Annotated in this window: 16 protein-coding genes; 11 read left to right on the top strand and 5 right to left on the bottom strand. The window is 55.7% G+C overall.

Annotation, left to right across the window (positions count from 1 at the left end):
• The 9 genes from AMR42_RS16505 to AMR42_RS16465 form a co-directional block, all read left to right on the top strand.
• Window positions 1-3,885, top strand: a 3,885-nt coding sequence (locus AMR42_RS16505) for a S8 family serine peptidase (RefSeq protein ID WP_158234518.1), incomplete at its 5' end; no start/stop codon positions are given.
• Between the two features lie 281 nt (window positions 3,886-4,166).
• Complete coding sequence (locus AMR42_RS16500) at window positions 4,167-4,706, top strand: Uma2 family endonuclease (protein ID WP_099534738.1); 540 nt, start codon at window positions 4,167-4,169, stop codon at window positions 4,704-4,706.
• Window positions 4,707-4,838: 132 nt separating this feature from the next.
• Window positions 4,839-5,072 (top strand): hypothetical protein, encoded by a 234-nt coding sequence (locus AMR42_RS16495; RefSeq protein ID WP_099534737.1) that lies wholly within the window; start codon window positions 4,839-4,841, stop codon window positions 5,070-5,072.
• A gap of 6 nt (window positions 5,073-5,078) precedes the next feature.
• Window positions 5,079-5,411, top strand: coding sequence for a type II toxin-antitoxin system RelE/ParE family toxin (locus AMR42_RS16490; RefSeq protein WP_099534736.1), 333 nt, complete (start codon window positions 5,079-5,081; stop codon window positions 5,409-5,411).
• A 151-nt stretch (window positions 5,412-5,562) separates the two neighbouring features.
• Window positions 5,563-5,826 carry a hypothetical protein gene (locus AMR42_RS20050; protein WP_143473146.1) on the top strand — a complete coding sequence of 88 codons (264 nt, stop codon included), beginning with the start codon at window positions 5,563-5,565 and terminating at the stop codon, window positions 5,824-5,826.
• An 88-nt stretch (window positions 5,827-5,914) separates the two neighbouring features.
• A complete protein-coding gene (locus AMR42_RS16480; protein ID WP_099534735.1) occupies window positions 5,915-6,550 on the top strand; it encodes a Uma2 family endonuclease in 636 nt (211 codons plus the stop codon).
• An 88-nt stretch (window positions 6,551-6,638) separates the two neighbouring features.
• Window positions 6,639-7,256, top strand: a complete 618-nt coding sequence (locus tag AMR42_RS16475) for a Uma2 family endonuclease (protein WP_099534752.1) — start codon at window positions 6,639-6,641, stop codon at window positions 7,254-7,256.
• 324 nt (window positions 7,257-7,580) lie between these two features.
• Complete coding sequence (locus AMR42_RS20655; protein WP_158234517.1) at window positions 7,581-8,510, top strand: PEP-CTERM sorting domain-containing protein; 930 nt, start codon at window positions 7,581-7,583, stop codon at window positions 8,508-8,510.
• A 203-nt stretch (window positions 8,511-8,713) separates the two neighbouring features.
• On the top strand, window positions 8,714-10,075 hold the full coding sequence (locus AMR42_RS16465) for a dihydroorotase (protein WP_099534733.1): 1,362 nt from the start codon (window positions 8,714-8,716) through the stop codon (window positions 10,073-10,075).
• Between the two features lie 146 nt (window positions 10,076-10,221).
• Here AMR42_RS16465 and AMR42_RS16460 read toward each other — a convergent pair whose 3' ends face one another.
• The 5 genes from AMR42_RS16460 to AMR42_RS16440 all read right to left on the bottom strand — a co-directional run bounded on the left by AMR42_RS16460 (window position 10,222) and on the right by AMR42_RS16440 (window position 14,517).
• Window positions 10,222-10,863 (bottom strand): hypothetical protein, encoded by a 642-nt coding sequence (locus AMR42_RS16460; RefSeq protein WP_143473145.1) that lies wholly within the window; start codon window positions 10,861-10,863, stop codon window positions 10,222-10,224.
• 377 nt (window positions 10,864-11,240) lie between these two features.
• A complete protein-coding gene (locus tag AMR42_RS16455) occupies window positions 11,241-11,753 on the bottom strand; it encodes a hypothetical protein (RefSeq protein WP_099534751.1) in 513 nt (170 codons plus the stop codon).
• 239 nt (window positions 11,754-11,992) lie between these two features.
• Window positions 11,993-12,934 carry a tetratricopeptide repeat protein gene (locus AMR42_RS16450; protein WP_099534731.1) on the bottom strand — a complete coding sequence of 314 codons (942 nt, stop codon included), beginning with the start codon at window positions 12,932-12,934 and terminating at the stop codon, window positions 11,993-11,995.
• A 152-nt stretch (window positions 12,935-13,086) separates the two neighbouring features.
• Window positions 13,087-13,416 (bottom strand): cytochrome c6 PetJ, encoded by a 330-nt coding sequence (gene petJ, locus AMR42_RS16445; RefSeq protein WP_099534730.1) that lies wholly within the window; start codon window positions 13,414-13,416, stop codon window positions 13,087-13,089.
• Between the two features lie 147 nt (window positions 13,417-13,563).
• Window positions 13,564-14,517: an NAD-dependent epimerase/dehydratase family protein gene (locus AMR42_RS16440; RefSeq protein ID WP_099534729.1), complete on the bottom strand. Its 954-nt coding sequence runs from the start codon at window positions 14,515-14,517 to the stop codon at window positions 13,564-13,566.
• A gap of 306 nt (window positions 14,518-14,823) precedes the next feature.
• On the opposite strand from AMR42_RS16440, the gene purD reads away from it, so the two are divergent.
• Both purD and AMR42_RS21280 read left to right on the top strand, forming a co-directional pair.
• Window positions 14,824-16,182 carry a phosphoribosylamine--glycine ligase gene (gene purD, locus AMR42_RS16435; protein WP_099534728.1) on the top strand — a complete coding sequence of 453 codons (1,359 nt, stop codon included), beginning with the start codon at window positions 14,824-14,826 and terminating at the stop codon, window positions 16,180-16,182.
• 31 nt (window positions 16,183-16,213) lie between these two features.
• A complete protein-coding gene (locus AMR42_RS21280; RefSeq protein WP_099534727.1) occupies window positions 16,214-18,361 on the top strand; it encodes a HAMP domain-containing sensor histidine kinase in 2,148 nt (715 codons plus the stop codon).
• The last annotated feature ends 61 nt before the right edge of the window (window positions 18,362-18,422 follow it).

Here is an 18,422-nt window from a genome sequence, read left to right as displayed (position 1 = left end):
CCACCAACCCCAGCCCCCAGCCCAACACCACCCACCACAGAATCCCTAGCTCCCAGTACTCCAGTGCCCAGCACCACGCCTGTCACTTCGCCGCTGGGCACTTTCCCCTGGACTTACCCAACGATCGAAGACCTAGCAGCGGCAGCCATCACACCCACTAGCAAGTTCCCGATCATTGGAGTAATCGACACGGGATTTGCCCGCAGCAACCCTGATCTGGACTACAGCAAAATTGTCTGGGGCAAGGACTACATCGATAACGATGCCGATCCGTTGCTGAATCCCGGTGAGGGCAACGAACACGGCACTCACATCCTGGGTCTGATCTCCGCGCTCCGCAACAACGGCGTAGGGATTGATGGACTCGCACCCGATGCACCGATTTGGGCAGCGCGGGCCGTGGGGTCGGGTAGTTGGGCCAAGGCCTTGGTGGACTATGTGGACTACATCAAGAGCAAGGGTCAGACCCGTGGCTTGGTGAACCTGAGCTTTGACCTGACCCAAAAGAATGCCGACGGGACGATTTCGACACGCTACGAGTTCACGCCCGAAGAGCGGGTGGCGATCGAAACGGCTCGCCAAGCGGGTGTCGTCCTCGTTGTAGCGGCGGGCAACAGCGGCACGGGGGATATGTCCGTGTTGGCCCAGGCGGCTCAGGAGTTTGACAACATCATCTCGGTGGCAGCGGCGGAACAAATCGATCGCTCGGTGGCGATCGCCGATGGGGCTGCTAAAACCGACTATTCCAGCAGTGGCAAGAAGCTGACGCTTAGTGCGATCGGCGGGAATACCGGCGATCAAGTGCTCTCGCTATCTGCTGCGGGAGCCGGGATCATGGCTGGCTCATCGGTGGCGGCGGCCCAAGTGACGGGTGCGGCGGCGATCGCTTGGGCGGCGAATCCTGATCTGAACTATTTGCAAGTCAAGGATGCACTGACCAAAACGGCAACAGATATTGAGTCGCCTGGCTATGACGAACTCAGCGGCTATGGGATTGTCAACCCAGCAGCAGCGGCAGCATTGGCCAAAATGACTGCCCCAGAAGCCTACAAACCCGAGCCATTGTTCGCACCGGATGACTGGTCGGGAGCTGGTGTGGTAACGCCATCCGAATGGCCCGTTGCTAATGGCTCGATCACAATTAAGTCTGGCCCGTGGAAAGCCGCAATCAGCGACGAGCTAGAGCGGTTCGGCGATCAGTTTGGATGGAGCGGTGGTTATCCAGTTCCCTTAGGAAAGCCAACAAGCTATTCCCCTGTAGACATTGCCTCAGTAACACGAGTCACTGGTAAAGTACGGCGATTTGAGAAGGGGGCTGTTTATTGGTCTCCGAGTTCTCCTAGAACAGCCGTGACCTTATGGGGAGAACTGTTCCGTGAATATCAAGAGATGGGTGAAGCCCAGAGCTTCTTAGGGTTGCCCAAGAAAGCTGAATATGCGTGGAATGGTGGCAAGCGTGCCGATTTTGACGGGGGGTATTTGTACTGGAACGGCTACTTCACACAGGCATTTAAGTTCAATGAAATGCCTGCCCCCTATACGCCACCAGCGACTCCAACGCCTACACCAGTTCCGGCTCCATCGGGGGGAACTACACCTGCTCCCGCACCGGTTCCAACGCCTACACCAGTTCCGACTCCAACCCCTGTGCCAACGCCTGCGCCTGTGCCCACTCCGGCTCCAGTTCCGGCTCCGGCTCCTGTGCCAACCTATTTGCCAGGAACGGGTTTGGTTCCAGCCGGTGCAGGGAATTTCCTAGGAACGGTGCGCTCTAGTAGTGGTGTGGTGATGCACTACTACCGCAATGGCTATTTGGTTGAGCAGCCGGGCCCGGGTAATCGGCAATATTGGTATACCAATCCAGCGGGTCAGGGATTTGATCCAACCAAACGGGTCATCAACAAGCCCACGCCATTGATTGATCCGCAAGCGACGACGATCATGACCAATGCGGTCAACTTGTTCGACGATCCCAATCGTGATCAATACAACAAAACTGGCGGCGGATTCTGGGATCGTACAGTCGGTAAAGTTGGTGGCGCATCTGGGCAAGCGGTTTACTACAAGTTCACCCTGGCCGGTTTACGGGATATTAGTTTCAAGTTGGCAGGTATGTCTGAAGATGCCGACTTAAAGCTATGGAATCCTGTGACCAAGGAGTTCTATTCGATGGTGCGCTCCGGCACGAGCGTGGAGGAATTCCGGCGGATTCTACCGGGTGGTGATTATTACTTGGTGGTGGAACCGGGAGCTAGCTCGCGGCTGACCTCGCCGGAAACACTATTCCAAATTGAAACAAATGTGCGTCCGGCTGATAAAGAGATGACCCGGTACAAGGGGTTGAACAGCGGCACAGTTTATCGCCTGGAGAAGGGAGAGTTGCGTCCCTTTGAAAGCCCAGGACGTAACGCCTCGAATTTGGCGCGTGTTGTGCCCGATGAAGACCTGAAGGCATTCCCGATCGGCGATCGCATCACTGCTACAGAAGAGGAAAAGCGGCTGACTGGGTTGGCGCTGACCTCTGGCTATGACAACATCCTGGGTGATCCGACTAGCGATATCAGACCTGCGGGGACTTCACCGCAAGGCACGACGGGTTCTTGGCGGGAATATCAAAACGGCTCGATTCATTACTCGGGGCGTTATGGGGCCGTGCCGTTGTGGTTTGGTTTGAATCAGGTCTATGGCCAGAATAATGGCTCTTCGGGGTGGCTCGGGTTCCCCACTCGCCGGGAATATGACTGGCTATTCGGGCGGCGGACAGACTTTGAAGGGGGCTACCTATTCTTTGATCCGGCTGACAACAGCGTGAAGGCTTATCAACCCCATGAGATTCCGACAAGGAATCAACCGCCCAAGATCGCTGTGCCTTATTTCACGATGCCGCAAGGGGTGAGTTTTACGCTGGGACAGTATCGCCATGAGATCGAAATTTCTGATCCTGATGGTGATGAAATTCAGCTCTACAAGATTCAGTTTGATCCAACGAAGGTCAAGATGGAAGGCCCGAATATGGCCGGTCAACCTGCGGGTACTTTCTTGATTCGGGGTAACCAATTGGATGAAATGCGTATCTACGGTGCGGTTGTTGGTACTTACCCAGTTCAAATCAGTGCGTTTGATGGCAAAGCTTGGAGTGAAACGAATACTTTCAACTTGACCGTTAACCCGGCTCCCACAGAAACAACGGGTGCAGGCAGTGGCGCTCCGACTGGGGGCAGCAGTGGAGCTGGCGGCACTTGGACTGGTGGCGGCAACAATGGCGTTGAAGTGGTCGGCAAAGGTGGTACGCCCCGAACTGGATCAATTGGTACGGGTCTACTAGCACTAGGAACACTAGGAATCGTGGAAACTGCCTACTTGAAAGCCGTTAGTAATAGCGAAGTTCGGAAGGATATCACGGCGATGTCAACAATTGTTTTCCATCACACTGGGGGATCAGATTTAAAACACGCTATATCTGCATTCGTTCGGAATGACACTTCTGCACACTACGTTGTTGATCGGGATGGATATGTCCTAGAAGTTGTTCCTGTAGAAAAAGTCGCTTGGCACGCTACAGGCTACAACCAAAAGACTGTTGGCATCGAGATCGTCAACATTAACGGCAATGTCTATGACTATACGGAAGAACAATATCAAGCTTTAATAAAACTTACCAAGGAACTTGCTCAAAAATATCCGAGTCTCCGATATGTTGCTGGACACCAGCAGCTTGACGAGCAGCTCAATGATCAATACCGATCTGGAAAAGTAGACCCAGGTTCACGTTTTAACTGGGAACGGATCATCACAGATTCAGGATTGCAGGAAAAATACTGCCCGTTATCTCCGCATCCTGATTTTGCTAAGGAAGCAGTTGGCAAAGGAGGAACTGTTTGTTAGCAGCCCGTTAGGCTGGCACGGTTTTCCATATATTGACTCAGTGATCACCCTGTACTGAGTCTTCAGTCAATTTTAGGGTGATCGCTCCTCCGGTTGTTCTAACTAGACTGGACTCAAAGCCACCCGGTTGCCCCTAGCCGTCATGACCGTCACCGTATCCCCTCAACCGGATCACCCTGCGTCTCGGCAGCTAATCTGTGGCAGTATTGCCCACTCAATGGTGAAGCGATCGCCCTTGCTAGACTAGACAACAACCCTGCTGCCGATCGCGCCAGCTTTCCATGACCCTCGCCCTGGCAACCCTCACCCTTGAAGCATTCCTAGCCCAAGCAAACCTAGAGGAATCTCCGGCTTGGGAACTGATTGACGGGCGCAAAATCCAGAAGCCGATGCCCACTCTGTTTCACTCGCGGTTGCAACGGAATTTGGTGAATTGGCTGAATGCTCACAGCGAAGCCTTTGAAGCAATCCAAGAATTACGCTGCATCATTCCGCCCCATTCACCTGTGCCCGATATTGTGGCGATCGCCCACGATCGCCTCCCCGACCAAGACGAGCCGTTGCATGGCGCACCGGACTGGTTAATCGAGATTCGATCGCCCGACCACAGCACCCTGACCCCACAAACCAAAATTTTGCATTGCCTTCAAAATGGCACTCAATCAGCCTGGTTAATCGACCTCAATCGCCAACAAATTTGGGTCTGGGCAGGCGATGACTTACCAAATATCTATACTGGGGGCGATCGACTACCCATGCCAGGCTTTGATCTGAGCCTAACTGCCGCCGATATTTTTGCCCTTGCCCATCAACGCCGATAAGTGGTCATCCCCTTGGGAGAATCACGCGATCGCCCTGCCCGGTTCTCCAGTTATTGACGCAGAATTTCCCGATCGCCCTTGCCAGACTGGGAATCACCAGCCGATCGCCCCCACCAGATCTGAGGCAACCCTATGGCTCTGTTAACGCTGGAAATTTCCCTAGAGATCCTTTTAGAAGCGATCGCCCATTGGGATCGGAGCGATCGCCTGCAACTGTGGCAATTTCTCAGTGACGATCTTTTCAGCGACGTTGAAACAGAAATCGATCAATCGCCCGCCGACGATCTCCGACAATCACTTCAAGAAATGCACTCAGGGCAAACATTCCCCATCGAACAAATGTGGCTGGTCGTCGAAGCCAATTAACCAGCCATGTCAATCGAGGTTACACCCACCTTCACGCGAAAAGTTCGCACTCTGCTTAAGCGTTATCGAAGTCTGCGCCAAGACTTACAGCCGATCCTGGATCAACTAGAACAGGGAAAACGTCCTGGTGATCGCCTCCAAGGCATGTCGCTTAACATCTTCAAAGTACGAATTAAAAACAGTGATATTGACAAGGGGAAAAGCGCTGGATATCGTCTGATTTATTACGCAGAACTGGCAGGACGAATTGTTCTATTAACGATTTATAGCAAAAGTGATCGTACAGATATTAGTTCGCAAGAAATCCTTGAAATTCTTCGTGAATTTGATTCGCCCTAAAATAGCATCATGCACTTCGATGATCAGCAGCCTTAAAGATCATGGCTGTGATCCGAGTTTGATAAGGCGACTATAGCACTATGGTCGTGACCTATCACGGAGCGATCGCCCTTGCTAGACTAGGGACAAAGACGATACAGCTTCAACCACCATGACATTAACCCGGCTCGATCGCGCCACTGCCCAAATCTCGCACCTGGCATGGCGCGATCGGCTGGTGTTGTTGTGGCGTGTCTTCAAAACGCTACTGCCCCTAACCAGGCAACATCACCCATTAACAGAACCACCGTCAGCTCCCCTAGTCACTTCCCCTGCTGCGGCCACACAATTGCTGAATCTGCATCATTTGTGCGAGGAAGAAGCCTATACCCTGGAGATTCCTGAGCGGTGCGATCGTCCCAGTGCATTTGAGTAGTCTTAGACGATGCTCTGTGACACCAACATTATCAGCGAATTTGCACGACCTCAGCCCAACCCAGGTGTTCTTTAGTGGGTTCAATACTATGGTCGTCACTGTTCCCCTCAATCGGATTACTTTGCGGCCCGGCAGCGCGATCGCAATCGCCGATCTCGACTGGGCAGCTTTCCAGCGGATTGCCGCCGAACTGGGGGACGATCGCCACACCCGCTTGACCTACTACCAAGGACAACTTGAAATCGTGTCGCCCCTTGCTCGCCATGAGCGCCCCCACCGGCTGATTGGCTACCTCGTGACGGCCCTGCTCGATGCCCGTGATTTGGACTGGGAAGATTTTGGCTCGACCCGTTTTGAGCGCGAGAACCTGGCCGGATTGGAACCCGACACCTGTTTCTATGTGGCCAATGCCGATCGCGTGCGTGACTGCCAAGGGCGGGTGGATGTAGACCAATACCCACCGCCGGACTTGGCGATTGAGGCCGATGTGACTTCCAAAACCTCCCTCGCGGCCTATGCAGCCCTGGGAGTGCCAGAGGTCTGGATTTATGCCGATGGCTTGCTCAAGATTTTTGTGCTGGAGGCGGGACAGTACCAACCGCGCGATCGCGGTTTGCTGTTTCCCGATTTGGATCTACCGGCAATTGTGGCAGCTCAACTCGCCAAGGCCCAGGCGATCGGCAGCGCCCGCACCATTCGTGAGTTTCGCCAAAGCCTCCAGTAATCCTGCGGTCTTGTCCATTCGATGGGGGCGCGATCGCCCTTGCTAGACTGGGGTTGAGTTCCCTTAGTTTGCAGCGTTGCTCACCCCGATGGTTGCTCTGCCCGATCGCCTCTCCGTTGCTGATTACCTCGCCCTAGAAGCCGTGAGTCCCACCAAGCATGAGTATTGGGATGGCTATCGGGTGGCGATGGCTGGGGCGAGCGATGCCCATGTGGCGATCGTGGGGAATCTGTTTGCGGCACTGTTGGGGCATATTGCGCCACCCTGTCGGCTCTATATGACCGATATGCGCCTGCAAATTGTCCACAAAAATCGCTATTTTTATCCGGATCTGTTGGTGACTTGTGACCCCAGAGATACGGTCATTACGCCTGAAAATAATTACGCTAAACAGTTCCCAACCTTAATTGTTGAAGTGCTGTCAGACACCACGGAACTGCGCGATCGCGGTAGCAAGTTTTTTGACTATCAGCAAATCGAAAGCCTCCAAGAATATGCCCTGATTAACACCAGTTGCCAGCGCGTTGAATGCTTTCGCCGCAGCACGGGGGATGATTGGGTGCTGACCACCTACAGTCCCGATCGCGCCGATCAGTTTCAGTTGAAATCCGTTGATTTCACAGGAACCTTGACACAGCTTTATCGCAATGCGATCGCCCTGCCTAGTCATCCTCCATTGGACACCAGCCCACCCGATCGCCCTTAGTCGCCATCACCGTCACTATCTCCTGTGGCGGTTTTGTCCACTCAATGGGGGAGCGATCGCCCTTGCTCGGTCTGCTGGCCCCCGCTTTTGCAACGATTAAAGGCTTTTATTAAAGATTAAATGAAGGATTGTCTGAAAAAAGGTTTTTAGTTGATTGAATTAAAGATTTTGTGAAAAATAGACTCGAAAACGCCTGATTTGGCGGCTGTTTTTCAGGTTTCAATTGATACATCAAAGCTTATTTATCTCCGGATCTATCGATATAATCAATGCAGGGTGACAGTCATTGAATTGTCTTCATCTTGATATTCCCCCCATAGATCTATGAAGCTTCTTAAAACGGCTCTGAGCTTGACTGCGATTGTCGCTTCTTCAGTGGCCACTTGCTTGGCAGTTTCTGCACCAGCCCAAGCCTATCGAATGTTTTTAGGCGAAGATTTAAATTCAAATCCTTGGGCTCCGGCTGCCAACCTCACCAACTCTCAGGCAGCGGAAGCCGCTTTTTTGTCAAATTTGACCGGTGTGGGTACTGAGACCTTTGAAAGTCAAATCACCGGTACTAACAATCTTCTGAATGTGTCATTTCCCGGAGCTGGAACCGCAACACTCTCGGGAAATGGTCGAATTTCAAGCGTGCCCGTGGGCTGGACAAATGGCGTGGGTCGCTATGCCGTTTCCGGGACTCAATTTTGGGAAGTGGACGCTGGGGGGCGCTTCACAATCAATTTCAGTCAGCAGGTAGGAGCTTTTGGGTTTTATGGGGTTGATATTGGTGATTTTGGTGGCCAATTAACCCTGACTTTGGCGGGCGCGTCCACCACAAAACAGGTGACGGTTAATAACACGATCGGCTCGTCAGGCAGTACGGATGGTTCTGTGCTGTTTTTTGGCATTATTGCGGAAACCATGGAGGAGGCTTTCAGTAGCGTTTCCTTTAGCATGTCAACGGGTCAAGGCGATGTTTTTGCCTTTGACAACATGACGGTGGGCGGTCTGTCTCAGGTCAAGACTCCGGAGCCATCCCCTCAGCCCAGTCCTGAGCCAACTCCTGAGCCGACTCCGGAACCCAGTCCCGAACCCACTGTGACTCCGGAACCCGGCCCTAGCCCAACCCCCAGCCCCTCCGCAACGCCTACGCCACAACCCACACAGCCTACGGATCCGGTGTCAGTGCCAGAGCCGGGATCGATCGGGGCGTTGTTGGTGGTGGGGGCGATGGGAGTCCTGGGGCTGCGTCGTCGCCGCGCTGACTAGGCTGATTAATAGGCGAACCGAAGCTGTGCCACGGGATCACCAATCGGGGAGATCGCAGGAAATCTAAAGAAGCACCTGCAAGAGGAAATCTAAAGAAGCACCTGCAAGAGATCGAGAGGAATCGGAGACAATGCCAAGCTGGAAAGATTCCCAGCTCGGGTTTCTGCCGCTTGGTTCTCTCTTCCTTACAGTGGGTTAAAACCATGACCGATCGACCTGCGCTGCTGATTCGGAACGCTCGTATCCTGTTGCCTGACGGAGACTTCCTGCAAGGTGATGTGTGGATCGAAGGCGATCAGATTCGGCAGGTGGCTCCTGAAATCTCCCCCGACACAATTGGGCCGATCGCCCGTGAAATTGACGCAACGGGTTTGACTCTGTTGCCAGGCGCGATCGACCCCCAAGTTCATTTCCGCGAACCGGGCTTAGAGCATAAAGAGGATCTCCGAACCGCCAGCCATGCCTGCGCCAAGGGCGGTGTCACCTCCTTTTTGGAGATGCCTAACACCAAGCCCCTAACCACCACTCAAGCCACGCTGCAAGACAAGCTCGATCGCGCGGCGAGTAAGTGCGTGGTCAACTATGGCTTTTTCATTGGAGCGACTGCCGATCAGTTGCCGGATTTGATCACGGCGAACCCCGTTTGCGGCATCAAGATCTTTATGGGGTCTATGCATGGCCCCTTGTTGGTGGATGAGGAGCCAATCCTCGATCAAATTTTTGCGATGGGGCAACAGCCGGGACAAACGGGCTATGGGCGCTTAATTGCTGTCCATGCCGAAAACCAAGATCGGATTCGTCAGCGCCGAGAGCAATTTGCGGGCATTACCGATCCGGCCATCCATTCTCAAATTCAAGACAACCAAGCCGCGCTGGAGGCCACACAACTGGCCCTCAAGTTGGCGCGGAAGCATCGTCGGCGGCTGCACATCTTGCACATGTCTACGGGTGATGAGGCGAACCTGATGCGTCAGGACAAGCCCGAATGGGTGACCTGTGAAGTTACCCCCCAACATTTGCTGCTGGATGTGAGTGCTTACGAAACGATCGGCACTTTTGCGCAAATGAATCCCCCCCTGCGATCGCCCGAAGATTGCGCAATTTTGTGGCAAGCCCTGCTGGATGGAGTCATTGACTTCATTGCCACTGACCACGCCCCCCACACCCTGGAAGAAAAGGCGCAACCCTATCCCAACAGTCCCAGCGGAATGCCGGGGGTGCAAACCTCCTTGCCCCTGATGCTGACCCAAGCGGCGGCGGGGCGCTGCACGGTGGCTCAAGTGGCCCGGTGGATGTCAACCAATGTGGCGAAGGGGTTTGGCATTCCCAACAAGGGGGCGATCGCTCCCGGATTAGATGCGGACTTGGTGTTGGTGGATCTCGATAACTACCGTCCGGTGCTGCGGGAGGAAATGCTGTCCAAATGTGGTTGGAGTCCCTTTGAGGGTTGGAATCTCACGGGTTGGCCGGTTTACACGATCGTGGGCGGTCAGGTGGCCTATGAAAACGGCCAGGTTAATGAATCGGTGCGTGGTCGGGCCTTGAGGTTTGAACCGACGGTGTAGGGCTGATCGTTAACTCACCTAAAACCCTCACGTCACTGCTGGCAGATCGTGACAAATCGTGGCAGATCGCGACAGATTGTGAACGATAAGGGGCTTCGGCCCCTTGTTCCGGCAATTGGGTCATGGACAATCAACCCTAGAAGCACCTAGGGCGTGGGGCGGCCCAGAAACCATTCCAACCGCAGGGCCGTTTGGTCATCGTCGGGGGCAAATTGGCTCAGGGGTTCTTGGCGGCCTAGATTCGATCGCAACTGGGTGGCCGCCCAACTGCTGGGCCGCGTGCGATCGCCCTGGCGACCAAATAGCCATAGGTTCGATCGCCCGCTGTCTTCGGTGCTGATTCCTTGGGCATAGCGAGCCTGCTGCTCGGTTTTGGCCCCAGCACTCAGCAACAACACGGATTCCCCTTCGGGCCCGTAGTAGACTTCCAAGCCGTCCCCTGGATCCACGATTGGCGGGATTTCTTCGGGGCCCCCTAGCCCATATTCCACCCATTGCTGGCAAGTGGCTAGCTCACTGTAGGGCAACTCAAGCTGCGCCAACATGGGCAAAATGGGCAAAATGGCCGCGCGATCGCACTCCAAACCGCCCGCCGCCGTCAGATCTTGGGCCTTGCCCTCGGGGAGCAGTGGCGTTTGGCTGGCCACACGCTGGGCCAGTACCAGCACCAACAACCCCGTCAACAAAGCAATGGCGCTTGATCGCGGCCAGGTTTTTCTCAGCCAGGTTCCTTCACCCCCAACTTGCCCGGTGTTGATTGGCGGCTGGTGTTGCGTGAGGTGTTGCATGATCCGATCCATCATCCCTGCCCTCCTACGAACCTGAATGGCTCTCGGATGCGGGTTCGATCGCCCGGTCTATGGCCAGAAAGCGGGAACCCGCAAGCGCATTGGTCTCCATGAATGGGGAGGGGCCGGTTGGAGGTGTGTGAAGCGATCAACCCGAAACCAACCCCATTCCTTTTGATCCTAAAGATCACGAGGCGCGGTGGTTTCGAGTGTGACGCGATCGATATTGAACGTTATGCAACGCCATCAGTTGCAACGCCATGTAACACTTCCCACTCTGAATTGGTCACAGAATTTCAGGGCTATTTTGACTGGTTCTGAAGCCTGTTTTTAAAGCCCTCTCCCCTGCTTTTCATGCTCTCCAAACCAACCATTTACTAGGGAACCTGAACCACCGTTTGGGCTTCAACCCGTTGACCATTGGCATACAAATCCTTGTGGTCATTTGTATTCAAGGTCACCTGGATTTGGTTACTGCCACTCGGCAGAGATTCCAAGTAATACCAGTTGCTGTAGAGCCGGGTGAGTTTGCGTCCGTTGAGGTATAGGTGCGCGTGACCTTGGTTCCAAGCACCGGGTTGGTTAATTTGCTCCGGGGCAAATCGGAAATTTTGAACCGTGAGTTGCAGGTTCCAACCCTGTTTGGGATCCGGCAACACGGAAAGACTGACGGTGGGAATTGGCTGACCAGCAGGAACATCAAAGCGACCGTGCTGATGCTCGCCGCCGCGACCGCTGCCATTGTGGGGGCTGTGCGGGCTGGCTGAAGGGCTGGCCGGGGGGCTGGATTGGTGATGGTGATGATTGCCACCGGCCCGGGCGGGCTGGTAAATCGATTGGGCGATCGGGCTGAGGAGCGTCACCGCCAGAGTTAAGCCAACTGATCGCAAGGCAACAGGAGAAAGAAATAACTTCAGTGGCATAGCAGGCGAAGGGTAGTTTGGGGATTCAGAGGAAATCGTGAACCGGTGACCAACCTTCTCAAAGGGGACGGCGGGGTAAGGCGCGCACAACTGGACAACTCAGCAAACAACCCAACTAACGACCCACCCAACAGCTCAACGCATTCATTCAGCGCAATGATTCAACGCGTGAACAAACTAAGCAACGGGCGGTCTAACTAGCAGCTTTAGCCGATCGCTACGGAGCTGCTCTGCTGGAGTTGGCGCAGGGCCGTTAGGGCCGTTTGCAAAGCCCCCCAATCGCCGCAGTCATAGAAACAACGGACAGCACATTCCAAGTCATGAATCGCCGCTTGATGGCAATGCATTTGTTGGTGAAGCTGACTGCGGGCCATGTAGGACAGGCCGTTCATGGGAGCCAGGGCGATCGCCCGGTCAAAACTGTTGATCGCTTCCGTGGAACGCCCCAGGGCTTGTAGCACCAAACCGCGCAGATGAAAGCCATTGGCCTGTTGGGGGCCGTAGCGCAAACTGCGATCGAGATCAGCTAGGGCTTGGGGCCGATCGCCCTGATCCAGCCAGGTCATCGCCCGGTCGTAATAGACCTGAGCGAGGCGATCGAGTGATTCGTGGCCGAATTGCAGAATGGCTCGGTTGAAATCTTCAATCGCTTCGCGCCCCTGCTGTTGTTCAGCCATCACCAGCCCGTGGTTATACCAAGCGCGTCCATCCAAGGGATGTTGATGCAGCACCGTTTCAAAATCCTGGGTGGCGGCGGCCCGGTTTTGCTGCCCGCGATAGGCCAAACCACGGTTCAGGTATGCATCCCAAAGCTGGGGATTGAGTTCCAGCGCCGTCGTGCAGTCCCCGATCGCAGCCGCCCAGTCAGCGATCGCCAGCCAGGTCAGACAGCGGTTGTGGTGGGCCCGGGCTTGCCGGTAGGCATCCGGGGTCTGATCGGCAGCGATCGCGAAGGCCGCTAGCGCATCTGCGTAATCACCACGGCCAAAAGCTGATGCACCCAGCGCCATCGGGTCTTGCGGACTAGAAACCGGGACGCTAGCCGGAGTCAGTCGGGATGACCAATAGGTAGTAGCTGCGAGGCCCCAAACAACCACGCTCAGCAGCAGCGCGATCGCCCAGCGCCCGGTTCGATCGGGTTCAGACATAGGGTCAGAAGCCTGTTGAATGACCGAAAGGCAATTCAACACTCGGGTTCAATTGGGTGGGTTAGCCAGAGGGAACAGCGCCAGGGCTACCCAGCGCTCAAAACCGGTCAAGGCATCTGTGGAGGAATGTTGCCTTGACCGGCTTCCATGACTTACCAACCGGCTTCCGACTTGGACAGCACGAAGGATGCCACATCTTGAATACCGTCTGCCGTCAGCTTGCCCTTGAAGGCCGGCATCGCACCTTTACCGTTGGTGACCTGCTTCACGATCGCCTCGATCGAGTTCATGCCGTATTTTTCCAAGGCATCCTTCTTCAGGGTCTTGTCTGCCATCACCACGTTACGGCCACCCGCATGACAAGCGGCGCAGTTGGCGCTAAAAATTTTGGCTCCATTGGCCACATCAGCCGCATGGGCAGCACCAGCAAAGCTCAACCAAGCAGCAACCAGAGCGATCGCCCAAGATACAAACCGTTTCATTGTCCTTGATCCTGTCAGTCAGTACTGAAGCCGTGAAATGCTTCAGACCCATTTAGTCCAGATCTGTCCAAGACTGTCAAGCCCAGTATCAGTCAAGGTTTGGCAATGGTTTGCAATAATTTTTTAAAATGGTCGATCGAGCAATGGTCAAGCGGCGTAGAGGGTTTTAATCCACTCCCATTCCTGCTCAAGACCCTTGCGAATCGTGACTTGAGGGTCATAGCCCAAAAGATTGCGAGCCTTGGTCACGTCGGCGGAGGTGTGGCGAGCATCCCCGATCGCCCGATCCTGATAATCACGCGCGATCGGGTGACCCACAATTGCCTCCATTTGCTCCAGCACCTCCGTCAACACCACGCGACTGCCGCCACCGATGTTGAAAATTTCCCCGATCGCCGCTGGAACCACCGCCGCCGCCAAATTCGCCGCCACCGCATCGCTGACATAGGTAAAGTCGCGGGTCTGTTGCCCATCGCCATAAATGGGAATGGACTGATGGGCGATCGCCGCCTTAAAGAACTTGTGAAACGCCATATCCGGCCGCTGTCGGGGCCCGTAAACCGTGAAGTAGCGCAGGGCCACAAACGGCACGCCAAAATTGTTGCAATAGAGCCGCCCGAGCTGTTCGGCCGCTAATTTCGTGATCCCGTAGGGCGACACGGGCTTGGGACAGACCAACTCACTGGTGGGAAAGGTTTCCGCATCGCCATAAATGGACGACGTGGACGCATAGACCAACCGTTGCAAATTCGGGGCCTGCTTCGCGGCTTCCAAAAGGCGCTGGGTCGCCGTGATGTTGCGATCGGTGTAGTCCTGGAACCCAGTCCCCCAACTGGCCCGCACCCCCGCCTGGGCCGCCTGGTGATAGACCACATCCGCTTCCGCCAGCAGAGGGGCCCAGTCAATGGCTCGCAAATCCACCTCCAGCAGTTGGAATTGACCATGATCCAACAGGGGCGCAACGTTTTGCCGCTTGAGGGCCGGGTCGTAATAGTCATTAAAGTGATCAATGCCAATGACCCGATCGCCTCGCAGTAACAGCGTTTCCGCCAGGTGGGAGCCAATGAAGCCGGCCGCGCCGGTCACGATGCTGGTAGTCATGGGGAGTTCAGAAATCGCCGTTTTGCAATAGTTGAGGGGAAATTGGCGCGATCGCCCGATCGCTGGTCTAGGTTTAGCCCAAGTTTTGGCCCAGCGCCTAGCCCAGTCTAGGAAGTTTTGCACCCAAACGTGGAAACAACCAACCCGGAAATGGTCGTTGATGATTGGCGATCAACCGCGATTGAGTCGAAATTGGACAAGATCCAGCCTCCCAGCGGGGATCGGTGGTGAGAGGAGCGGACGTGCGATATTCTGAGATACTGGCTCCTGGCCGAGTTCTGTTCACAACTGCGGGTTAAAGATTCTGTGAAGGTTTTAGTGGTTGGCAATGGTGGCCGTGAACACACGATCGCCCACATGTTGTTGAAGTCGGAACAGGTGGAGCGGGTCTTTTGTATTCCCGGAAATGGGGGAACGGCCCTGAATCCCCGTTGCCAAAACTTTGCCTTCGCTGCAACTGATTTTGAAGCGATCGCCCGCGTTGCCCAAACCCAAGGGGTCTCCCTGGTGGTGGTGGGCCCCGAAGCGCCCCTAGCTGTCGGGATTGTGGACTTTTTGCGCGGGCGACAAATTCCCGTGTTTGGCCCCACCCAAGCGGGGGCCCAAATCGAAGCAAGCAAATCTTGGGCCAAGACGCTCATGGCCGAAGCGGGTGTGCCCACGGCCCAATCCGCCACCTTTACGGAGCTGGCCCCCGCCCGCGACTATTTGCAGCAGACCGGGGCCCCGATCGTGGTGAAGGCCGATGGTCTGGCGGCGGGCAAGGGCGTAACCGTGGCCATGACCCTGGATGAGGCACTCAAGGCGGTGGAGTCTATTTTTGGCGGCCAATTCGGCTCCGCTGGCTCCAGCGTGGTAATCGAAGAATTTATGGAAGGGCGGGAAGTATCTGTCTTGGCCCTGACCGATGGCAAAGCCGTGCGCCCTCTGATTCCAGCCCAAGATCATAAACGGATTGGCGAGGGAGACACCGGCCCCAACACGGGCGGCATGGGAACCTATGCCCCGGCTCCCTTGGTTACGCCGGATCTGATGGCGCGCATTGAAACGGAAGTGTTGCAGCCCACGGTGCGGGCCCTGGCGGCGCGCGGCATTGATTACCGAGGGGTTTTGTACGCGGGGTTGATGATCACGCCTGAGGGGGATCCCAAGGTGGTGGAATTTAACTGCCGTTTTGGCGACCCGGAAACCCAGGTGGTGTTGCCGCTGCTGGAAACGCCGCTCCATGAGCTGATGTTGGCCTGTGTGGAACAGCGGCTGGCCCAGTTTCCCCCGATCGCCTGGAAATCGGGCGTGGCCGGCTGTGTGGTGGTGGCAGCCCAGGGCTATCCGGGCAGTTTTGCCAAAGGCACTCCGATCGCGGGCTTAGCAGAGGCGGAAGCGGTGGGGGCCATGGTGTTTCATGCGGGAACGCGGCTGGTGCGATCGAGCGGCAACACCGATCGACTGGTCAGCGATGGAGGGCGCGTCCTAGGGGTCACGGCGATCGGGGCAGATTTTGACGAAGCCTTCGGAACCGTCTACCGGGCGATCGAGGCCATTGACTACACCGAAAAAACCTATCGTCGCGACATTGGCTATCAAGTGCGCCAACAACCTTGGGAAACCCTGCCCTTGCCCGGTGTGATCGCCGCCAGTGACCCTATGCCCACCGAAGCCCCTTAAGATCGAATCAATCTGCACGCTCCCCGAGACCATGCTTGAGGCGATCGTTACGTTGCGGCAAATCCTGCGTCGCTGGTGGTCAGAATTCACCCTCCAAACCCGATTGATGGCGGTGGCAACCCTGGTGGTGTCGCTGCTGACCAGCGGGCTAACCTTTTGGGCCGTCAACACCATCCAGCAGGATGCCCGGCTCAACGACACTCGTTTTGGGCGAGATTTGGGGCTGCTCTTGGCCGCCAACACTGCACCCCTGGTGGCGGAGCAAGACTTGGGCGGTTTGGCTGGCTTCTCGCGCCGGTTTTATAACAGCACTTCCAGCGTTCGGTACTTGCTCTATGCCGACGTGGACGGGGATATCTTCTACGGCATCCCCTTTTCCGACACGGAGGTGAAGAACTCCCTAACCTTGCGTCGTCGGATTCAGTTGCCGCCGGACTATGCGGCCGATCTCGATCGCCCCTTGGTGCGTCAACACCTCACCCCCAACGGTCAGGTCACGGATGTGTTTGTGCCCCTAACCCACGAGGGTCAATACTTGGGGGTGTTGGCCGTGGGTACCAATCCCAATCCGACGGTGGTGGCCTCGTCGGGATTGACTCGCGACGTGACGATCGCGGTGTTCGTGTCAATTTGGGTGATGGTGATTTTGGGGGCTGTGTTCAACGCCCTCACCATCACCAAGCCGATTAAGGAATTATTGATCGGTGTCAAAAACATCGCCTCTGGGGATTTTAAGCAGCGAATTACCCTGCCGTTTGGCGGTGAACTCGGGGAACTAATTGCCAGTTTTAATGACATGGCGGAGCGCCTAGAGCGCTATGAAGAACAGAATATTGAAGAGCTGACGGCCAGCAAGGCCAAGCTCGAAACCCTAATCGCCACGATCGTCGATGGGGCCCTGCTGCTCGATACGGATCTGCGCGTGGTGTTGGTGAATCCCACGGCCCGCCAGATTTTTGGCTGGGATCGCGAAACGGACGGCCAGCCGATCATTGGCAGAAATGTGCTCTATGAGTTTCCACCCGAGGTGCAGGTGAAGCTCACGCGCCCGCTCTACCAGTTGGCGGAAGGCAAGGCCGACGAGGGCGAAGAATTTCGCATTACCCTGATGGAGCCGGTGAAGCGAACGGTGCGCATTTTGCTGTCGCCAGTGCTATCCCAACGGGCGATCGGGGATGGGCACCTGTGCGACACCTGCGAGCACCATCAGCAGGATCAGTGCAGCGATGCTCAACGGCCCCTGGCCAGGGAATGTAATCTCTATGCCGATCAAGATGGCGAAGCCCCGGGCGATCGCTACCGCGAAAGCATCCGAGGGATCGCCGTCACGGTGCAAGACATTACCCGGGAAGTGGAGCTGAATGAGGCCAAAAGCCAATTCATCAGCAATGTTTCCCACGAGCTACGCACGCCGCTGTTTAACATCAAGTCCTTTATTGAAACGCTCCATGACTATGGCGATGAGCTGTCGCCGGAGCAACAGCGGGAGTTTTTGGACACCGCCAACCGCGAGACCGATCGCCTGACCCGGTTGGTCAATGACGTGTTGGATCTCTCTCGGTTGGAATCCAGCCGTAGCTACACTTTTGACGCGATCGACCTGGTACAGCCGATCGAACAAACCCTGCGCACCTACCAGCTCAATGCTCGCGACAAGGGAATTGAACTGACCCAAGAGCTGGCCCCCAGCCTGCCGCCCGTTTTGGGTAACTATGATCTGTTGCTGCAAGTGTTCGCCAACTTGGTGGGCAATGCCCTGAAATTTACCCCCAAGGGCGGCCAGGTGGCGATCCGAGCCTATATTCCCCAAGACCCCACCGTTCAACCGGCCCTCTGGGATACCTGCCCGGTGAATGCGGCAACCGGCCCAGCCAAATCTCAGCCCGAGGTGGTGAGCGTGGTGCGGGTGGAAGTGGCCGACACCGGCATTGGCATTGGCCCCGAAGATTGTAATGCCATTTTCGATCGGTTCTATCGGGTCGAAAACCGGGTGCATACCCTCGAAGGCACAGGGCTGGGCCTGTCGATCGTCCGTAACATCATTGACAAGCACCAAAGCAGCGTCAAATTGATCAGTGAAGTGGGTGTGGGGACGATTTTTTGGTTTGACTTGTTGATTTATCGGGATGGGTTGACCCTGCCGGAACCGATGCCCGTCGTTTCCAGCACCCTGGGTTAGACCGGGGGCAATCCTGGGGCGAATCGGGCGGCGATCGCGACTGATCCGCATCCCACAAGGG

The sequence above is a fragment of the Limnothrix sp. PR1529 genome, from assembly GCF_002742025.1.
GTDB lineage: Bacteria > Cyanobacteriota > Cyanobacteriia > CACIAM-69d > CACIAM-69d > CACIAM-69d.
The sequence above is the reverse complement of the archived record's forward strand: the minus strand, read 5'-3'. Positions and strand labels throughout refer to the sequence as shown.

Excerpts from the sequence above, each read along its gene's own strand:
- AMR42_RS16500 (WP_099534738.1), top strand. The coding sequence starts at position 4,167 with ATGACCCTCGCCCTGGCAACCCTCACCCTTGAAGCATTCCTAGCCCAA.
- AMR42_RS16495 (WP_099534737.1), top strand. The coding sequence starts at position 4,839 with ATGGCTCTGTTAACGCTGGAAATTTCCCTAGAGATCCTTTTAGAAGCG.
- AMR42_RS16490 (WP_099534736.1), top strand. The coding sequence starts at position 5,079 with ATGTCAATCGAGGTTACACCCACCTTCACGCGAAAAGTTCGCACTCTG.
- AMR42_RS20050 (WP_143473146.1), top strand. The coding sequence starts at position 5,563 with ATGACATTAACCCGGCTCGATCGCGCCACTGCCCAAATCTCGCACCTG.
- AMR42_RS16480 (WP_099534735.1), top strand. The coding sequence starts at position 5,915 with ATGGTCGTCACTGTTCCCCTCAATCGGATTACTTTGCGGCCCGGCAGC.
- AMR42_RS16475 (WP_099534752.1), top strand. The coding sequence starts at position 6,639 with ATGGTTGCTCTGCCCGATCGCCTCTCCGTTGCTGATTACCTCGCCCTA.
- AMR42_RS20655 (WP_158234517.1), top strand. The coding sequence starts at position 7,581 with ATGAAGCTTCTTAAAACGGCTCTGAGCTTGACTGCGATTGTCGCTTCT.
- AMR42_RS16465 (WP_099534733.1), top strand. The coding sequence starts at position 8,714 with ATGACCGATCGACCTGCGCTGCTGATTCGGAACGCTCGTATCCTGTTG.
- AMR42_RS16460 (WP_143473145.1), bottom strand. The coding sequence starts at position 10,863 with ATGCAACACCTCACGCAACACCAGCCGCCAATCAACACCGGGCAAGTT.
- AMR42_RS16450 (WP_099534731.1), bottom strand. The coding sequence starts at position 12,934 with ATGTCTGAACCCGATCGAACCGGGCGCTGGGCGATCGCGCTGCTGCTG.
- petJ (WP_099534730.1), bottom strand. The coding sequence starts at position 13,416 with ATGAAACGGTTTGTATCTTGGGCGATCGCTCTGGTTGCTGCTTGGTTG.
- AMR42_RS16440 (WP_099534729.1), bottom strand. The coding sequence starts at position 14,517 with ATGACTACCAGCATCGTGACCGGCGCGGCCGGCTTCATTGGCTCCCAC.
- AMR42_RS21280 (WP_099534727.1), top strand. The coding sequence starts at position 16,214 with ATGCTTGAGGCGATCGTTACGTTGCGGCAAATCCTGCGTCGCTGGTGG.